20 protein-coding genes and 1 rRNA gene are annotated in these 17,537 nt (G+C 39.6%); 1 reads left to right on the top strand and 20 read right to left on the bottom strand.

Annotated features, from left to right (window positions below):
• Positions 1–8: 8 nt before the first annotated feature.
• The 10 genes from purR to metG form a co-directional block, all read right to left on the bottom strand.
• Positions 9–836 (bottom strand): pur operon repressor, encoded by an 828-nt coding sequence (gene purR / locus LC040_16975; protein WLR50901.1) that lies wholly within the window; start codon positions 834–836, stop codon positions 9–11.
• A gap of 56 nt (positions 837–892) precedes the next feature.
• The gene (gene ispE / locus LC040_16970) at positions 893–1,762 is read right to left on the bottom strand and encodes a 4-(cytidine 5'-diphospho)-2-C-methyl-D-erythritol kinase (GenBank protein WLR50900.1); all 870 of its coding nucleotides are present in this window, start codon (positions 1,760–1,762) and stop codon (positions 893–895) included.
• A 142-nt stretch (positions 1,763–1,904) separates the two neighbouring features.
• The gene (locus LC040_16965; GenBank protein ID WLR50899.1) at positions 1,905–2,093 is read right to left on the bottom strand and encodes a small, acid-soluble spore protein, alpha/beta type; all 189 of its coding nucleotides are present in this window, start codon (positions 2,091–2,093) and stop codon (positions 1,905–1,907) included.
• Between the two features lie 188 nt (positions 2,094–2,281).
• Positions 2,282–2,551 (bottom strand): Veg family protein, encoded by a 270-nt coding sequence (locus LC040_16960; GenBank protein WLR50898.1) that lies wholly within the window; start codon positions 2,549–2,551, stop codon positions 2,282–2,284.
• 209 nt (positions 2,552–2,760) lie between these two features.
• Positions 2,761–3,648 (bottom strand): sporulation peptidase YabG, encoded by an 888-nt coding sequence (gene yabG / locus LC040_16955; protein WLR50897.1) that lies wholly within the window; start codon positions 3,646–3,648, stop codon positions 2,761–2,763.
• Positions 3,649–3,719: 71 nt separating this feature from the next.
• Complete coding sequence (gene rsmA / locus LC040_16950) at positions 3,720–4,598, bottom strand: 16S rRNA (adenine(1518)-N(6)/adenine(1519)-N(6))-dimethyltransferase RsmA (protein WLR50896.1); 879 nt, start codon at positions 4,596–4,598, stop codon at positions 3,720–3,722.
• 7 nt (positions 4,599–4,605) lie between these two features.
• A complete protein-coding gene (gene rnmV / locus LC040_16945; protein ID WLR50895.1) occupies positions 4,606–5,169 on the bottom strand; it encodes a ribonuclease M5 in 564 nt (187 codons plus the stop codon).
• Between the two features lie 118 nt (positions 5,170–5,287).
• Positions 5,288–6,472: a ubiquitin-like domain-containing protein gene (locus LC040_16940; GenBank protein ID WLR50894.1), complete on the bottom strand. Its 1,185-nt coding sequence runs from the start codon at positions 6,470–6,472 to the stop codon at positions 5,288–5,290.
• 324 nt (positions 6,473–6,796) lie between these two features.
• Positions 6,797–7,564 carry a TatD family hydrolase gene (locus tag LC040_16935; protein WLR50893.1) on the bottom strand — a complete coding sequence of 256 codons (768 nt, stop codon included), beginning with the start codon at positions 7,562–7,564 and terminating at the stop codon, positions 6,797–6,799.
• A 78-nt stretch (positions 7,565–7,642) separates the two neighbouring features.
• Positions 7,643–9,592 (bottom strand): methionine--tRNA ligase, encoded by a 1,950-nt coding sequence (metG, locus tag LC040_16930; protein ID WLR50892.1) that lies wholly within the window; start codon positions 9,590–9,592, stop codon positions 7,643–7,645.
• Positions 9,593–10,310: 718 nt separating this feature from the next.
• On the opposite strand from metG, the gene LC040_16925 reads away from it, so the two are divergent.
• Positions 10,311–10,595 (top strand): AbrB/MazE/SpoVT family DNA-binding domain-containing protein, encoded by a 285-nt coding sequence (locus LC040_16925; GenBank protein WLR50891.1) that lies wholly within the window; start codon positions 10,311–10,313, stop codon positions 10,593–10,595.
• Between the two features lie 68 nt (positions 10,596–10,663).
• Here LC040_16925 and rsmI read toward each other — a convergent pair whose 3' ends face one another.
• The 10 genes from rsmI to rrf all read right to left on the bottom strand — a co-directional run bounded on the left by rsmI (position 10,664) and on the right by rrf (position 17,471).
• Positions 10,664–11,542 carry a 16S rRNA (cytidine(1402)-2'-O)-methyltransferase gene (gene rsmI / locus LC040_16920; GenBank protein WLR50890.1) on the bottom strand — a complete coding sequence of 293 codons (879 nt, stop codon included), beginning with the start codon at positions 11,540–11,542 and terminating at the stop codon, positions 10,664–10,666.
• On the bottom strand, positions 11,535–11,804 hold the full coding sequence (locus LC040_16915; GenBank protein WLR50889.1) for a GIY-YIG nuclease family protein: 270 nt from the start codon (positions 11,802–11,804) through the stop codon (positions 11,535–11,537). Before LC040_16915 ends, rsmI begins: the two co-directional genes overlap by 8 nt.
• Positions 11,791–12,531, bottom strand: coding sequence for a tRNA1(Val) (adenine(37)-N6)-methyltransferase (locus LC040_16910; protein ID WLR50888.1), 741 nt, complete (start codon positions 12,529–12,531; stop codon positions 11,791–11,793). Before LC040_16910 ends, LC040_16915 begins: the two co-directional genes overlap by 14 nt.
• Positions 12,532–12,610: 79 nt before the next feature.
• Positions 12,611–12,958: a DNA replication initiation control protein YabA gene (gene yabA / locus LC040_16905; GenBank protein WLR50887.1), complete on the bottom strand. Its 348-nt coding sequence runs from the start codon at positions 12,956–12,958 to the stop codon at positions 12,611–12,613.
• A 16-nt stretch (positions 12,959–12,974) separates the two neighbouring features.
• Entirely contained in the window at positions 12,975–13,802 is an 828-nt protein-coding gene (locus tag LC040_16900; protein WLR50886.1) for a stage 0 sporulation family protein, read from the bottom strand.
• A gap of 3 nt (positions 13,803–13,805) precedes the next feature.
• Positions 13,806–14,795 (bottom strand): DNA polymerase III subunit delta', encoded by a 990-nt coding sequence (holB, locus tag LC040_16895; GenBank protein WLR50885.1) that lies wholly within the window; start codon positions 14,793–14,795, stop codon positions 13,806–13,808.
• Positions 14,796–14,809: 14 nt separating this feature from the next.
• Positions 14,810–15,457: a dTMP kinase gene (gene tmk / locus LC040_16890; protein WLR50884.1), complete on the bottom strand. Its 648-nt coding sequence runs from the start codon at positions 15,455–15,457 to the stop codon at positions 14,810–14,812.
• Between the two features lie 16 nt (positions 15,458–15,473).
• The gene (locus LC040_16885; protein WLR50883.1) at positions 15,474–16,904 is read right to left on the bottom strand and encodes an aminotransferase class I/II-fold pyridoxal phosphate-dependent enzyme; all 1,431 of its coding nucleotides are present in this window, start codon (positions 16,902–16,904) and stop codon (positions 15,474–15,476) included.
• 86 nt (positions 16,905–16,990) lie between these two features.
• Positions 16,991–17,191 carry a sigma factor G inhibitor Gin gene (locus LC040_16880; GenBank protein WLR50882.1) on the bottom strand — a complete coding sequence of 67 codons (201 nt, stop codon included), beginning with the start codon at positions 17,189–17,191 and terminating at the stop codon, positions 16,991–16,993.
• A 164-nt stretch (positions 17,192–17,355) separates the two neighbouring features.
• A 5S ribosomal RNA gene (gene rrf, locus LC040_16875) occupies positions 17,356–17,471 on the bottom strand.
• Positions 17,472–17,537: the final 66 nt, after the last annotated feature.

The raw sequence follows: 17,537 nt of genomic DNA, 5'->3' as shown, positions 1-17,537 counted from the left end.
GTCGCTTCTCACTCTTCGACAAACTTAAAATAATTTCCTTCTTCCACTGAAATCTGCTTATCCTTCACATCTACATCAGCAAGCTGCACTAATGAGACATACTCATCGACTAAGCGTTCTTCAATATCTTCTGACTCTACTAAGACACCAATCCCAGCAACTTCTGCTTGAAATTCGTTCAGCAGACTAATCATGCCATGAACTGTTCCACCGGCCTTCATGAAATCATCAATAATTAAGACCTTTGAACCTTCTTTCAAGCTCCGCTTCGCTAATGTCATAGTTTGGATGCGCTTCGTTGAGCCTGAAACATAGTTAATACTAACTGTTGAGCCTTCTGTAACTTTCGTGTCACGACGAACAATTACAACTGGTACATTAAGGTGAGCTGCAACTGCATAAGCTAATGGGATTCCTTTTGTTGCTACTGTCATGACGACATCAATGTTTCGCTCTGAAAAGATGGACGCGAACAGACGTCCGATCTCTTTCACTAAGCGCGGATCACCTAATATATCTGTTAAATATAAATAACCGCCAGGAAGAAGACGTTCTGGATCAGCAATTTTGGTGCATAATTGTTCAATGAACCCTTTTGCCCCTTCAGGCTTAATTAAAGGGTAAAACTTAACGCCACCAGCTGCCCCTGAAATTGTATAGAGAGTGCCAATTCCCTGTTGCTCAAACGTTAATTTAATAATGCCTAAATCTTCACTGATTGAGGATTTGGCTGCACCATACCGTTCTGAAAAAAATGTAAGTGGGACAAGTGTACGAGGATGTTCAATTAAATAGTTAGTCATGTCAACTAACCGACCGCTCCGTCGCATCTTCATAGGAAAACCTCCAAAATCCGAATGTTTTAAAGATAATATAACATCTTTATACGGATTTAATCAACATCCATCCCATCTCCTAACATACGAACGGCAAATACCTGGTCACAAAACCCTCTTAAACCGTTGTATATTCGGTGCATTCGAGATTCATACTGTGCAAGCGCAAATACAGTTGGACCACTGCCGCTCATCAATACAGCATCTGCCCCGAATCGTTGAATTTGCTCCTTCAAAGCTTGAACTTCTGGATAGCGTTTAAAAGTTACCGTTTCTAGTACATTCCCGACCCGACTGCACATTTTTTCAAAATTTTTCTCCTCAATTGCCTCGATCATCCCTTCCACATCAGGGTGTTCGACTTTTGACAAATCTAAGTGCTTATAAACCTCAGCTGTTGAAACACCGATTGTGGGCTTCGCAAGAATGACCCAACAAGAAGGCGGCGATGGAAGTTTCTTGATCTTTTCTCCTCGTCCTGTAGCTAACGCCGTACCCCCGTGTACACAAAAAGAAACGTCTGACCCAATTTCTGAACCAAGTTCAGCCAACTCATCAAGCGATAGACCTAAGTTCCATAATTGGTTCAAGCCTCTTAGTACAGCTGCCGCATCACTACTTCCGCCTGCCAAACCTGCAGCGACAGGAATTGTTTTAGCCATCGATATATTTAAGCCTCTGTTAATATGGTAGCGGTCCTTCAGTAACTTAGCTGCTTGAAAAGCTAAATTTCGCTCATCATTCGGGACAAATCGATTTTGTGAAGATAGCTTAATAATGCCACTATTGTTATCTTCAAGTTCAATTCGATCCGCTAAATCAACTGTTGTCATTATCATTTCAACTTCATGAAAACCATCATCACGTTTATGTAAGACATCCAACGCCAAATTAATTTTTGCTGGAGCCTTCACTAATATTTTCAATATGATCACCTACTTCTTCGACAATCCTTCACATATTGTATCACAAACCTCCCCTATGATTAGATAAAAATAAAAACCGAGGTAAACCCCGGTTTTTATCACGGCAATATTTATTTTCGTAAACGAATGAGTATACGGTTCGTTATTGCTTTTGTTGTGTTTGCTCTGCAAGTTGACGTTCTGCCAATTGAACGGCGAGCTTCACCATATTCCCTGCATCACGAGCAGTAATGGATTCCCAGCCTTCGTTCTTCACAGTATCATAAAACCCTAATTCCTTCGCCAACTCTACTTTAAGCTGCTCAGACATCACGCCACGGCGTCTGCTCAATTGCAACGACCCCTTTCAATATGCCGTGATAATTTTAGCATAATCAAGTTAAGCCGCATTATTCAGCATCTACCCATTTCCAAAAATAATTAAAATTTTACGTAAAAACCTGTGTCTTAAAAGCAAGCCACATGCATATGATAAAGTACAACTTACGAAGGCATATAAAAAAGCAGTAAACAAATTGTTCACTGCCCGCTCATTACCATACCTTCATGTGCTTCTCCGTCAAACGTTAACTCTACTGTTTCTGTTAACACATCAGCATAGCTGTATGACACGCGCTCAAACGCGTTTTCTTCTTGGTCTAACTCTACAATAAATACTGATGGATACGTCTCCGCAAGAACCCCAGAACGTTCAATTGTCTTTCTGCGGCCTCCGTTTGCTTTTAACGTCAAACGTTTTCCTAAATTGCCATCTAACGCCTGCTTAATATCAGCTAAAGTTTTTGGCATCTCGCTCCACCTCACTATATGTAGTATAACACGCAACAAAATAAAAGTCAAATAAAACTTTAAATTATAACAATATGGTGTTTTTAATGTCAATGAAATTTAGAAAAAATATTTAAATTTTCCTCTCTTTTAATATCATTCCTTTAATGCATTAAATTATTCACTCAATTTTATTCATAAAGAAAAGCCTTAATGACAACTTAATGTCACTAAGGCTTTTCTTCATCATGATGTTCCATAAGCGGCATTCCTGTTCTCAGGATTCCCCTCGTTTGTATGCCCCCTAACCCTTTTTCGCCAGTTAGGGTGTTACGAAGCACTTCCCACACGTTTACATGCTCACTAAACGGTGTATAGCTTATTTTCGCGACGACATAGACCGGATCGAGGGCATGGATATTAACCCTTGTTGGTGAGCTGGCAAAATTAGCCCCTGCACGAATTAACGACTCAAAATGTGATTGACATGCCCCAGCAAAAATCACCAACTGATCAAGGTTAGGCTCTATCCCGCGCGCCCTGCGTACTGTTTCTACAAAATAACGGGAATGGCGATACGCTTTTAACTCTGTTACTTTTCCTTTTGTTTTTGAATAGGCATCATGACCAGTTATAACTAAAATATCCGGTCGAAATTGTTCAATCAGCCTTTCCACTTTCTCAGGCATCTCTTTCTCATTCATATGAAAGCCGTATGCCGGGATATGGAGTCGCTCATAAAGCATCTTACATTTCTTTAGATAAAGAGGATCGCCATCTAGATGTAACACCTTGCCAGGCATTTGAAAAATGGCATGCTCGTTCTTATACCCACTCGTCGACGTATATTCATTTTTTTGCCTTACTAAACGATAAGCCTGGCGAAAAAGACGAAAGGAGTGATTCTCAATCTCCTCTAATTGTTTCTTTCGTTTTTTATACTCACGTTCATCAATGACGATCAAATCTTCTAGGGGAGCATCTGCTATTAACCGCACATCTTCTCCGTATAAAACGACAAGTTTTTTGTCATCTTTCTCTTTTACTTCAATGACACGAAATAACAAATCACACTTGTACGACTTACGTCCAACGATATCTCCAATGTGTACACTCATAGTTCTCCTCCTGCCATCATTAACAAGGGCTTCTGTCATAGCTTATGAGCGTTGAGGAGAAACGGTTACCCTTAAACAGAAAGTTGTTGTTTCAATTCATCACTTAACCGAGCAAACTCTTCCATCGATAATGTTTCACCGCGACGGCTTGGTTCAACCTCAGCTGCTTCTAGGGCAGCACTAACAAGGTCCTTTTGCTGCTTACTAGCAACATTATGCACAAGGTTGTTAAAAATCGTCTTTCTACGCTGCGCAAAGCTTGCTCGCACAACTTTAAAAAAGAATTCTTCATCCGCTACAACCACTGCTGGCTTCTCTCTGCGGATTAAACGAATAACTGCTGAATCAACATTTGGCTTAGGCATAAATACCGTCTTCGGCACAGTCATCACAACTTCAGCTTCCGTATAGTACTGGATTGCAATTGACAATGAGCCATAATCTTTTGTACCAGGCTTCGCAGCAATTCGATCTGCCACTTCTTTTTGAAGCATGACTACAAAGCCGCGAATAGGTAAATTCTCAAGCAATAACCCCATTAAAATCGGCGTTGTGACGTAATAAGGCAAGTTTGCCACAACCATAATATCTTTGATGTCTCCCATCTTCTCGTCAATAACCTGCTGTACGTCGGCTTTCAATACATCTTGGTGAACGATTTCGACATTTTGATAAGCTGAAAGGGTATCATCAAGAATCGGAAGCAAGCGTTGGTCAATTTCAAATGCCACAACCTTCTTTGAAGCTTTAGCAAGCTGTTCTGTTAACGCTCCAATACCTGGACCGATCTCAATTGCGCCACTTTCTTCTGTCAAACCAGCAAAGCTAATAATCTTACGTAAAATATTTGTATCAATGAGAAAGTTCTGACCTAAGCTCTTTTTAAAAGAAAAGCCATATTTCTCTAATATTTCCCGCGTACGGCTCGGTGTTGCAATATCTCTTTCCATATTCTCTCTATTCCTCCTGTAGCACCTTGTCTAATGCTTGTTCAAATTGACTTCTAGAAATTTGAAACATCGTTAGGCGCTTATGAAATTGTTTTCCATTCGTATAACCTATCTTTAAAAGGTCTCCGAGCATTCTGCGCCGTTCCTTCGCCTGTGAACCTCCGATGAGGCCAGCTTGCACTAACTCTTGCCAGCTAATTTCCTCCTCCGGCTCTACCATTTCCTCACGAATACCCTCCAACGCTTGTTGAATCGCACTTGGGGAGGCATGCTCCACACCAAGCCCTCTACCTTTTTTTGAAATTGCTTGGCCTTTTGGTATAAAAGCATGTTTACAACCAGGCACATTTTGGGAAATGATCTTACGTATACGCTCACCTGGATAATCAGGATCTGTTAAAACGATAACACCTCTCGTTTCCTGTGCTACACGAATTCGTTCAAGGGTTGCATCGTTAATGGCTGACCCATTTGTTTCAATTGTATCTGCATTCACTGCCCGTCGAATTGCAACAGTATCATCTTTGCCTTCAACAACGATAATTTCTTTTATTTTCATTTTTCCCTCCAAATATGTAACTTTTTCATATTTGTGTTCGTCTTACTTAGCGATCATGTCTTTCCATCATATCAAATTTTCACATAGAAAAACCACAGAGGGCTTCCCCTGTGGCTGAGTTAAAAAGTTATTATTTAAGTATTTTCACTTTTACTCTTTTCACACCATAAGCATGAACTTTTGATTTATCCGGGATAAAGAGGTCAATACGATTCCCTTTAATCGCACCGCCAGTATCACCAGCAATTGCATAACCATACCCTTCTACCCACACCTTTGTACCTAAAGGAATGACATTAGGGTCAACTGCTACAACTTTCGCACCGGGATTAGCACGTAAGTCAATACCTGTGCGTGTTTTCCCTGAACATCCGTTGCAATAAGCTGTATACGCAGTAGCTTTCATATACATTTCTTTAACAGCTGAGCCACCACGAGACACTATTGGCTGACTAGCTGGCTTCGGCTTTGTACCGACTGCAACAATACGATCTTTACTTTCTTGCGTTGTTTCTTTCTTAAGCAATTTTCGTGCTACTTCTTTTCCGTTTTCCAATGTTACTTCGTAATGCTTTTTAACTTTTCCTTCTTGTCCTTCAGAAAGTACCTTTTCTTTTCCAGAAGTTAATGAAGAGTCTTTACGAGTAACAACAGCATAATCAACTGTTGCTTCCACTACATCGGTGACCTTTTCTACGCGAACAACCTTTATCTTTGTCTCTTTGGTTACCTTCGCTTGTAAACCAGGAACGACCCGGTCATCATTATCCATTGACACTCCTTGTTGCTTCAAAAGGTCAGCGACAGTAGTCGAAGTGGTCCAAACGTCTTTCTTTTCTCCACCTACGGCCAGTGGAATTTGGAACGCTTCTTCAACGCTTATATTCATTCCATCTTTAATTTTTGTCGTTTTCGATGGGGTTACTTTATCTCGTTGCATCATCGGAACAGCTTGGTCATGTAGAAGATCACGGACAGTCTCAGCCGTTGTCACAACAGTCTCCTTCTTACCCTCAACTGTTAACGTTACCTTCTTACCCTTCTTCCAAGACACTTCCATGCCATCCTCAATCTTTGTACCTTTACTTGGTTCGACCAAATCTGTATTTGCGAACTTCACATCTTGCGCCGCTAGCAGTTCTTCAACTGTGTCTGCATGTGTACGTATCGTTTTTTCTTGCCCGTTTGCATCAAACGTAACTGTTGCTTTCGTTCCCTCAAACACAAGAAGACTGATACACAACAATGCGGCAATGAGTGTGACTGACCAAATCATTAATGATTTTTTCGTCAGTCCAAATCTATTGTTTAACATAATTTGGGTCTCCTCCTTCTTACGGAGTGAATTATATAGAGGGTCTCGCTACTTGTCAATCATTACAACGGAATTTTTTTCCCTTTAATCGTCCCAACCCCTTTGCTGGAAAAGGATCCTGTGCTATAAAACTATTTTATCTATTCGCAGCGCCAATCAGCTTTTACGTCGGTATTGGACACCTCCCTTTGCTTGACCGTATTAGTAATTATGAAGACCAAACAAAGGAAAGTGCAATAAAAATCGTTCGACAACTTCAACGCCCTACCCTAAACCATGTTACACGACCACAAAACATGTTAATTAATTTGTCAGAATGAACATTTATTTAATTTTAAAAAGCTTTTTCGCATTTTCGTTTGTTTTCTGAACAACCTCTTCATAAGATAACCCTTTTAACTCTGCAATTTGTTCTGCAATAAGCTGTACATATGCTGGTTCATTGCGCTTGCCGCGATTTGGGTGCGGTGCAAGGAATGGACAGTCTGTTTCAATTAGCAAATGTTCCAGTGAAATTTCTTTTGCGACCTCTTTCGGTTTTTTCGCATTTTTAAATGTAACAGGCCCGCCTAATGAAATATAGAAATTCATATCAATACACTTATGGGCAATTTCTACACTGCCGCTATAACAATGCATAATCCCGCCAACTTCTGCCGCGTCTTCTTCTTCTAAGATATCTACTATATCTTGTGTTGCTTCACGGTTATGAATAATAATTGGCATATTTAGTTTTTTCGCAAGGCGAATTTGTTTACGAAAAACATCTTGTTGCACATCTTGTGGCGACTTATCCCAATGGTAATCGAGCCCCATCTCCCCAATTGCAACCACTTTCGGATGAGCAGCCAGCTCTTCAATCCACTTCAAATCTTCTTCCGTCATATCAATTGCATCAACAGGATGCCAGCCAACAGCAGCGTAGATGAAATCATAAGTTTCTGCAATCTTAATGGCACCTGGGATTGTTTCACGATCAAAACCTACCACAACCATTTCCGTAACGCCTGCTTCTTTTGCTCTTTCAACCGTTTCTTCTAAGTCATCTTTAAATTGGTCTGCATTTAAATGGACGTGTGTATCGAAAAGCATAATCAAGCTCCTTTTGTGTAAAATTTATTAATCAGTATAACGAAACACTCTCACTGATGAAGTGAGAGTGTCAAATGGTTATTTAATTTTTGTACCGTTTGGAAGAGAAGGGTTAACCTCTGCTAAAACATGCTTGCCGTTTTCTTCCCCAGCCAAAATCATTCCTTGTGAAAGCTCACCGCGTAATTTAACTGGCTTTAAGTTCGTTACGCAGACGACTTTCTTGCCCACTAAATCTTCTGGTGCAAATGTTTTTGCAATTCCTGAAACAACTTGTCGTTTCTCATCACCTAGGTCAAGCTGAAGCTTAAGCAATTTATCGGCTTTCTTCACACGTTCAGCTGAAATGACTTCCGCTGCACGCATGTCGATTTTCATGAAATCATCAAAGACAATTTCATCGACTTTTTCTTCTTTCTTTTCTTCCTTTACAGGCTCGGGTGCTGTGTTTTGCATATCGCTTTTAATTTGTTCAATTTCTTTTTCTACTTCAAGGCGCGGGAAGATTGGGTTTGCCTTTTCGACTTTTGAACCGCCTTCAATCAGCCCGAACTTATAAAGGCTTTCCCAGCTCATTAAGCGCTCATCTTTGACACCAAGCTGTCTAAAGATTTCAGTCGGTGCTTGGGTTAAGAATGGTTGAAGCATAATTGCAATGTGACGCAGAGATTCTGCAAGATGGACCATAACTGATGCTAGACGGTCTCTTTCTTGTTCATTCTTTGCCAGTACCCATGGTTGTGTTTCATCAATATATTTATTTGTACGACTTACAAGCTGCCAGATTGACGTTAATGCTACGGAAAACTCCATGTCTTCCATTTCATCTTCAACTTTCTTCACGGTTGCACTTGCAAGTTCAACTAATGAATCATCAAATGGCGTTAACGGGCCTGCATATTCCGGCATAACACCATCAAAGTATTTTGTAATCATCGCTACTGTTCGGTTTAGTAGATTTCCTAAGTCATTGGCAAGATCATAATTCATTCGATCGACGAAGCCTTCTGGCGTGAAGACACCATCAGAACCGAATGGAACTTCGCGTAATAGGTAATAACGTAATGCATCTAAGCCGTAACGGTCAATTAATGTTACTGGGTCAATGACATTTCCTTTTGATTTTGACATTTTACCGTCTTTCATCAATAACCAACCATGTGCGAATACTTTCTTCGGAAGCGGTAAATCTAATGCCATCAACATAATTGGCCAATAGATTGTATGGAAGCGGACAATTTCTTTCCCCACTAAATGAACATCTGCCGGCCAGTATTTTTGATATTTCTGGTCATTTTCCGTATTATATCCTAACGCGGTAATATAGTTTGACAACGCATCAATCCAGACATAGATTACATGCTTCGGGTCGCCAGGAACCTTTACACCCCAGTCAAACGTTGTCCGTGAGACAGCCAAATCTTCAAGCCCTGGCTTAATGAAGTTATTAATCATTTCATTTTTACGTGTTTCTGGTTGGATAAACTCTGGATTATCCTCATAAAACTTCAATAGTCGATCTGCATATTTTCCCATTCTAAAGAAATAGGATTCTTCTTTTACTTTTTCAACTGGGCGGCCGCAGTCTGGACATTTACCATCCTCAAGCTGCCGGTCTGTATAAAAGGATTCACAAGGGGTACAATACCATCCCTCATATTCATCCAAATAAATATCGCCTTGGTCCAAAAGCTGTTTAAAAATCTTTTCAACTACATCTTTATGACGCTTTTCAGTTGTACGAATAAAATCATCATATGAAATGTCAAGCTTCTTCCAAAGGTCTTGAATACCGCTGACAATTTCATCTACGAATTGTTGCGCTGACACGCCTTTTTCATCTGCTTTTCTTTGAATCTTCTGCCCATGCTCATCCGTTCCTGTAAGGTACATGACATCATAGCCACGCAAACGCTTGTATCGTGCCATTGCATCTCCAGCTACTGTTGTATAAGCATGTCCAATGTGAAGCTTATCGCTTGGATAATAAATAGGTGTTGTAATATAAAACGTTTTATTCTCTCCCACTTCATCCGCCTCCTTATGTAAATGAAGAAAAGTTTTGTCTTCCTTCTCAATAAAAATACTCCCGCCCGAAGGACGAGAGCATCGCATTTGCAAAGTCCCTCGCTAAATAAGCATTAGGACAAATAATATTTACCTTTTTTTGTTCCATTTCCCATAAAAAGTTCCGAACTTACGAACAATTAGTTGGAACAAAGTGATACCGATTGTTTTAATAGCTAACATTATAGCGTTACTCTTATCAAAATATACCTAAATCCCTTATTAAATGTCAAGAAACGAACAATTTTGATTCTAATTTCTTTTAACTTTAGGTGCATTCAACAACGTATAAAAATCAACGTTATTCTATAACAAAGCCTAATTTTCAAATTATTACATCTAAGGTAAATAAATAAATTTATCAATTACCCATACAAAAATGTTGAAATTTGTCGAATAATGATATTAGAAAGAAATTATAAGTTTGTTAGTTTTCGTTTAATAATGGGATTTAATTTGAAGTTATATGCCATTAACTAGAGGTTGGCACTATTTCATAACGTAAGGGCGTCAATATTCCTAACACTTCAGATACATTTTTTTATAAAAGCTACAACTTTTTACAAAATCAGTTGACGCCATTGACAGCGACTGGTATGATAAGTATACACAGTTTATGTCGAATCTTGACGAAAAAGATAGATTATAACTTTTAAAAATTGAGAGGAGATTGGATAATATGAAATCTACTGGTATCGTACGTAAAGTTGATGAATTAGGTCGCGTCGTTATTCCGATTGAACTTCGTCGCACACTTGGAATTGAAGAGAAAGATGCTCTTGAAATTTATGTTGATGATGACCGTATCATCCTTAAAAAATATAAGCCAAACATGACTTGTCACGTAACAGGTGAAGTAAGCGATTCAAACTTCACACTTGGAAACGGGAAGCTTATCCTAAGCCGCGAAGGCGCTGAGCAAATCCTTAATGAAATCCAAGGCAAATTAAACGAAACAAAATAACTACTTATAAGAACGATTGTTCAACCTCTAGAACGAGAAAATGCTCGCCTAAATAACGGCGAGCATTTTTATTTTTCATTATGCACATGGTACGTTTGATAAACTTCTCTCTTAGGCAGTCCCCGTTCTTTAGCTGTTTGCTTAATTGCTTCCTTTGAGGAGAGGCCTTGAACAGAAATGAAATGCTCGACATGCTGTTCTACCGTTAATGTCTCCCACCAACTTTGAGTAACTTCCTCACTTTGACTGCCCTCAACTAATATACAAAATTCACCTTTGAAATCTTCGCTGTTGACCAGTTCATACATTTCTTCTAGCGTTCCGCGAAGAAACTCTTCGTACCGTTTCGACAATTCTCTTGCCAGAACTACTTTTTGTTCCGCTCCGAACGTCTCTTTCAACGTTGCAACCGTGTCTTTCACCCTGTGCGGAGATTCGTAAAAGATTAGCGTACCGTGAATACTTTTAATTGATTCTAGAACGGAAAGCTTCTCTTTTTTCTTACGGGGCAAAAATCCATAGAAATAGAATTGAGCAGTATTCAGCCCCGAGGAAATAAGAGCTGTTAATGCAGCATTTGCACCAGGCAATGGAATAACTGTAATCCCGCGGCCAATTGCTTCTTTAACGAGGTCGCTTCCAGGGTCAGAGATTGCCGGCATCCCTGCATCACTGACAAGAGCAACCTGTTCTCCACGTTCAAGCTGAACAAGAAGCTTGTCACCACTTTGCTTTTTATTATGCTCGTGGTAGCTTGTTAAAGGTTTTGTAATATCAAAATGAGTTAACAGCTTTCGGGTTTGACGCGTATCTTCCGCAGCAATGACATCGACTTCTTTCAGGATACGGAGCGCCCGAAATGTAATATCCTCTAAATTCCCGATGGGAGTAGGCACAAGATATAGTATGCCTTTATTTGTAGAGGCGTAACTTTGTTGTCTATTCAATATTTTCCGCTCCTTTAAACATATATTGTTCTTTCTCCTGCCGGCTTAATTGCTTAAATTGATATTCAGCCTGCATCGCCTCACGTTTTGTTGAGAACATTTCATGATAAATCAGCTTTACAGGTGTCCTACCTCGTGTATATTTAGCTCCTCGGCCATTCTGATGCTTCTCAACACGTTTATGAAGATTATTTGTATACCCTGTATAATAGGTGCCGTCTTTACATTCCAGTACATACATACAATGATTATCGGTTTCCATATAAAATGTCGTTCACTTCTTCCGTATACTCTTCATTTTTATTATAAACATATAAAGGCGACATAATCTTTAAGTCTGGCTTTCCAAGCTTTGTTCCTTCAATAAGTATGGTGTTCGCTTCTTTGCCTTCTTTCGGATAGACAAAGCGCAATTTCTTTGGCTCAAGCTTGTATTTTCTCATTAATGTAACAAGATCAAGCAATCGTCCAGGTCGATGAACAAAAGCGGCTTTCCCGCCTGCACGTAACAATTGACTGCTGACGCGGATTACATCCTCTAATGTACAGTAAATTTCATGACGAGCAATCGCAAAGTGAGGATTCTTATTAAATTCATTTTCTCCTGGGGTTGGAAAATAAGGCGGGTTGCATGTGACGATATCAAATTTACCATGCCCTAATACGTCTGGCATGTCTTTTAGGTCACCTTTTATCATCTTCAATCGATCCGATAGTTGGTTATATTCGACACTTCTTACTGCCATATTATGAAGTCGCTCTTGAATCTCAACTCCAGTAATCTCTCCTTTTGTCCGCTTACTGAGAAGAAGAGGAATTACTCCATTCCCTGTACATAAATCAATTAATTTCCCCTTTTGGATCGGAACATAGGCAAAATTAGCAAGCAGAACTGCGTCTAAGGAAAAAGAAAATACAGAAGGGCTTTGTATAATTTTCATTTCTTCATTAAGAAGATAATCAAGACGTTCATCTTCATTAAGCTTCATCTTTTAGCAATCCTTTCAGCTACTTTTATAATTTTTAACGTAGAAAAAACCTCCCCATAGACTGGGAAGGTCCAATCGGTCATGACTTGTTTAAGAAAGACAAGCAGAACAAACAGTCGCCTTCTTTACGAACACTGCCGTAATGAAGATTACATATATGAAACCCCTCTTGATACAAGCGGGCAAGGTTATCGTAACCTTCCCCAACATCGACCTTTTTCTCTTTGCGATTGCGTTTACGCTTTCGCTTATTTTTATCCTCTGTCTGTTGTAGACGCTGGCGAAGGTGTTGATTTTCCATTTTCATATGTTGGTTTTCTTCTAACAAATCAGCAATCTGCTGCTTTAAACCGCCCAGCTGCTTATAAAGATGACCGATTTGTTCTTCCATATTACTTACTTGTTCGAAGATATCTTTCTTTTCCACGAGACTTCCACCTCAGCTATTCTGTGGCTTGAATTGAAACCGCTCCTGCTTTCATCAATTCATCAAGTGTATATTCAATTACTCGTTCGATATCGAATAGTTCAATCTGTACAAGTCTTTCAAGCAAGTTTAAGCCAACAACACGGCCTTTTCCTTGAGGTGTTTCAATCGTTTCACCAATATCCGGTAATTCTTGCTTCGCCGATTCATAATTATCATTCTCATATTTTAAGCAGCACATCAATCGTCCACATAACCCTGAGATTTTTGCAGGGTTAAGAGAAAGATTTTGATCCTTTGCCATCTTGATTGATACCGGTTCGAAATCGCCCAGGAATGTTGAACAACAGAGCATTCTTCCACAAGGGCCAATCCCTCCAAGCATTTTCGCTTCATCTCTAACACCAATTTGACGAAGTTCAATGCGTGTGCGGAAAATAGATGCTAAATCCTTTACAAGCTCCCGGAAATCAACTCGTCCATCCGCTGTAAAATAAAAAATCACTTTATTTCGGTCAAATGTATATTCAACATCAACGAGCTTCATTTCAAGCCCATGTTCGCTAATTTTTCCAATACATATATCATAAGCTTCTTCTGCCGAACGCTTATTTTCTTGCACAACCATCCGATCTTTCTCATCGGCGATACGAATTACCCGTTTCAATGGAAGGACAACATCATTCTCGTCTACTTTCTTCTGGCTGACAACAACTTTGCCATATTCCACACCACGAACGGTTTCGACTATAACACAATCGCCCTCTTGAATCTTATAATCACCAGGATCGAAATAATATATTTTGCCCGCTTTCTTAAAACGGACACCGACTACTTCATACAACCATTATCCCTCCTGCAAACGAAGCATCAACTGCTCCATTAATAATTGTGCATTCACGTTGCTGTGAATGCGTTTCTTAGCTTCTAAAATAGCCGATAATTGGTGGGCGACCGTTTGCTGTGAAACTCGAAGAGCCTCCTGCTTAATCATTTCCTGCTGGTCAATAAAAACAAGCTTGTCTTCTTCACCAGCTTGCATATATAGTAAGTCTTTATACCACAGTAGCAGTAAATCAAGACCTAAGTTGACTTGTTCTCTATCTTGGAAATGTGGCACCCAATTATTCTGAATCCATATAAGCACAAATTCAGAACGTTGCTTAAGTGCCTCATTCAATTGTATCACTAATTTTCGCGCCTGTGCAAACCAATCCTCTTTCACAATATCAAGTGCTTCATTTAAATTATTTGTGATGTTGGCAACTGTCAGCGCTAACTTGAGCGGAACTTCCTGCTCCTGAAGCTTATTAACAAGATGTTCAGGCGGAAGAGCTCGAAATGATAGAATTTGACATCTCGAAAGGATTGTTTCTAACATCCGATGAGGCTGCTCTGTCATTAAGACAGCCGTAGTCTCTGTACTCGGTTCTTCAAGAAACTTTAATAAACTATTAGCAGCTTGGACTGTCATTCGGTCTGCATGTTCAATTAAATAAATTTTACGATTTGATTCCACACCTGTTTTCGAAAATTCACGCTGCAAGAAAAGGATTTGTTCCTTCTTTAAGGATTGACCATCAGGGGCAAGCAAATGAACATCTGGATGGTTGCCTGAGGCGATCCGTTGACAATTTCGACAGCTTCCACAAGGATCTGCTTCTTGCCGGTTCTGACACAACAAGCTTTTTGCTAATTGCACACTAACATCCTTCTTGCCAGTACCTCTCCCGCCTTCAAACAGATAGGCATGTGCAACCCTATCCTTTTGCAGTGCATTTGTAAGCATTTGAACGACATTAGGTTGAATATCTTTAAGACTGCTCCAACTCTTCATTAATAACCACTCACTTATTTTACTTCATCTACTCTTCCATTCAATAATTCTTCAAGGTGCTCTTCGACTTCGGCTACTACTGCCTCAAGTTCTTGAACAGCGTCAATCTTTATGATACGTTCTGGAAACCGATTTAGCATAAGTAAATACCCTTCCCTCACTCTCTCATGAAAGGACAGCTCCTCTAGATCAAGGCGATTTACTTCTCTGCCTTCTTCTTTATTAATGCGTTCAAGACCTATTTTCGGGGGAAGATCTAAGAAAAAGGTTAAATGAGGCATCGTTTGTTGAATAGCAAACTCGTTTATTTCCAGAACTTCATCTACTCCAAGTCCTCTCGCATACCCTTGGTACACCAGGCTGCTGTCGATAAAACGATCGCACAAGACAATTGCTCCTCTTTTCAGTGCTGGTATAACTTTTTCTACTAGATGCTGACGACGTGCCGCCGCATACAGTAATGCTTCTGTTCTTGCGTCCATCTTTGTATGAGCAGGATTTAAAATGACTTCGCGAATTTTTTCAGCAATTTCAATTCCACCCGGCTCCCTCGTTATGACAACCTCTTTGCCTTGATGTTTCATACGTCGGGATAGCTCTGAAAGCACTGTTGTTTTCCCAGCACCTTCTCCACCCTCAAATGTGATAAATACCCCGTTCATTACTTAGCACTCTCCTTTAATCACGGACAACTAAAATACCTTCATTCCATAATTCCTCACCGTTTTGGAAGCGCGCGCCCATTTCCTTTAGTTGATGAATTTGCTCGATATGAGGCAGTTCAATCATTTCCCCTGGCATTAATAATGCGACACCTGGAGGATACGGCACAATCATCTCTGCACAAATTGCACCAATTGCTTGCTTGAACGGAAGGCGGTATTTTGTTTTGGCTTGAATGTCATTATATGAAAGCATTAATGCTGCTACTGATTGCTTTGGTTGTTTCACTGTATAGGAAGCTTTCTGATTCATTGACTGATTTAATGATAACATTGCCTGCTTGAAACGTGATAATATTTCTTCTTTTTGTTTTATTTCATCTAGCGGTAACACTAATAACACATTTAATGGATCTGCTAATTCAGTGAATATATTTTCTGCTTCTAATGCTTGTTGTAATTCATATCCACTTGCATCTGCCTGTAAAATTACTTTTAGTGGGTCATGTCGGACTGCATCATGCTTTGGCTTCACCACTTGATAACCAATGTTCACTAGTTCTTCTTTAAAGCATTGGATCTCTTGGATCACTGCTTCTTTCTTATTGTTCTCTATAAAAGATTGTAAATAATATCTGGCAATATCTAAAGAGGCCATTATTGGATATGAAGGACTGCTTGACTGAAAAACTTGAAGATAATAAACAAGTTTTTCTTCGTTAACACGCTCACTATTTAAGTGAAGAAATGATGCCATTGTCATCGCGGGCAATGTTTTATGGGCCGACTGTACAACAAGATCTGCTCCCATCGAAACAGCAGAACGCGGAAAAGGCTCACCAATGACAAAGTGTGCCCCATGTGCTTCATCAACCAAAACTGTTAACTCATGCTTATGGGCAAGAGAAATTAGCTCACTTATATCATTTGCTAAACCATAATAACTCGGGTAAGTTAACACCAATGCCTTAGCCTGCGGATATTGCTTTATCGCTTCTTGAAGTGTCTCTCTTACCAATCCAACAGGGGTTTGCGTGTCCTCATCAATTTCTGGATACAAAAAAACAGGCTTCACACCTGCTAACTGTAAAGCATGAAAAATAGATTTATGACAATTACGTTGAACGAATACAAGATCGCCTCGTTCACAAGATGCTGCGATCATCGCAAGATTCCCTGCTGTACTTCCGCCAACAAGAAAAAAGCTTTTTCTCACTCCATACAGCTCTGCAGTTAATTGTTGTGCTTCTTCAATAATCCCTTCTGGTGCATGCAAATCATCCATTCCTGTTATTTCTGTCAAATCGATATGTAAAATTTTTCGAAAAAACTCAGCTGCTTCATTCGGAAAAGCTTGACCTGATTTATGACCCGGGACATGAAATGAAGATGTATGTTGCTTTGCATGACTCACTAGTGCCTCATACAATGGTAGCTTACCTGCCATTCTTGTTCATCCTTTTTAACTCTTATTCAATCATTTATAAGCAAAAAAATAAAGAAAAAGAAAAAGCCCGACTAAGGGGGCTGATTTTAAGAATATAATTTCGTTTCTTTGATTTTTTGTAATTTCTCAATAAAATAACGATACTTTTGTTCGTGTGTTTCAGTCTGAATCATTTGTTGCTCACATTCAGTACAAATAAATTCATTTATAATGTGAATCCCGCGTTCTTTTTTCTCTTCACAAACTATACACGTTTCCCCTAAATGCTTATGATAAGAAATCGTCATCGTTCTTCCACCTCCACTATTTATCTTCTCCATCTAACAATCTTTTATACATCTATTTTCTTCTATAAGTAGGATATGAAAGTATATTAATAGTGGTGAAGCAAAGACAACTTATTCTTATAAAAAACACAAAAAATCGACCATAAACGGTCGACTTTAAAGTTGCCTGGCGGCGTCCTACTCTCACAGGGGAAGAACCCCAACTACCATCGGCGCTGAAGAGCTTAACTTCCGTGTTCGGTATGGGAACGGGTGTGACCTCTTCGCTGTTGCCACCAGACTATTTAATTGAGGTTTGTTCCCTCAAAACTAGATAACACGTGAAACAGAAGTGTGCAGTGCGTAT

Origin of the sequence: Bacillus tianshenii, from assembly GCA_020524525.2 — a bacterium.
Lineage (GTDB): Bacteria > Bacillota > Bacilli > Bacillales > Bacillaceae_N > Bacillus_AV.
This window is presented reverse-complemented; position numbering and strand designations above follow the sequence as displayed.

Bases quoted from the DNA above. Each gene is read 5' to 3' on its own strand.
- purR (WLR50901.1), bottom strand. From the start codon at position 836: ATGAAGATGCGACGGAGCGGTCGGTTAGTTGACATGACTAACTATTTA.
- LC040_16960 (WLR50898.1), bottom strand. From the start codon at position 2,551: ATGCCAAAAACTTTAGCTGATATTAAGCAGGCGTTAGATGGCAATTTA.
- yabG (WLR50897.1), bottom strand. From the start codon at position 3,648: ATGAGTGTACACATTGGAGATATCGTTGGACGTAAGTCGTACAAGTGT.
- rsmA (WLR50896.1), bottom strand. From the start codon at position 4,598: ATGGAAAGAGATATTGCAACACCGAGCCGTACGCGGGAAATATTAGAG.
- LC040_16940 (WLR50894.1), bottom strand. From the start codon at position 6,472: ATGTTAAACAATAGATTTGGACTGACGAAAAAATCATTAATGATTTGG.
- LC040_16935 (WLR50893.1), bottom strand. From the start codon at position 7,564: ATGCTTTTCGATACACACGTCCATTTAAATGCAGACCAATTTAAAGAT.
- LC040_16925 (WLR50891.1), top strand. From the start codon at position 10,311: ATGAAATCTACTGGTATCGTACGTAAAGTTGATGAATTAGGTCGCGTC.
- LC040_16915 (WLR50889.1), bottom strand. From the start codon at position 11,804: ATGGAAACCGATAATCATTGTATGTATGTACTGGAATGTAAAGACGGC.
- LC040_16910 (WLR50888.1), bottom strand. From the start codon at position 12,531: ATGAAGCTTAATGAAGATGAACGTCTTGATTATCTTCTTAATGAAGAA.
- holB (WLR50885.1), bottom strand. From the start codon at position 14,795: ATGAAGAGTTGGAGCAGTCTTAAAGATATTCAACCTAATGTCGTTCAA.
- tmk (WLR50884.1), bottom strand. From the start codon at position 15,457: ATGAACGGGGTATTTATCACATTTGAGGGTGGAGAAGGTGCTGGGAAA.
- LC040_16885 (WLR50883.1), bottom strand. From the start codon at position 16,904: ATGGCAGGTAAGCTACCATTGTATGAGGCACTAGTGAGTCATGCAAAG.
- LC040_16880 (WLR50882.1), bottom strand. From the start codon at position 17,191: ATGACGATTTCTTATCATAAGCATTTAGGGGAAACGTGTATAGTTTGT.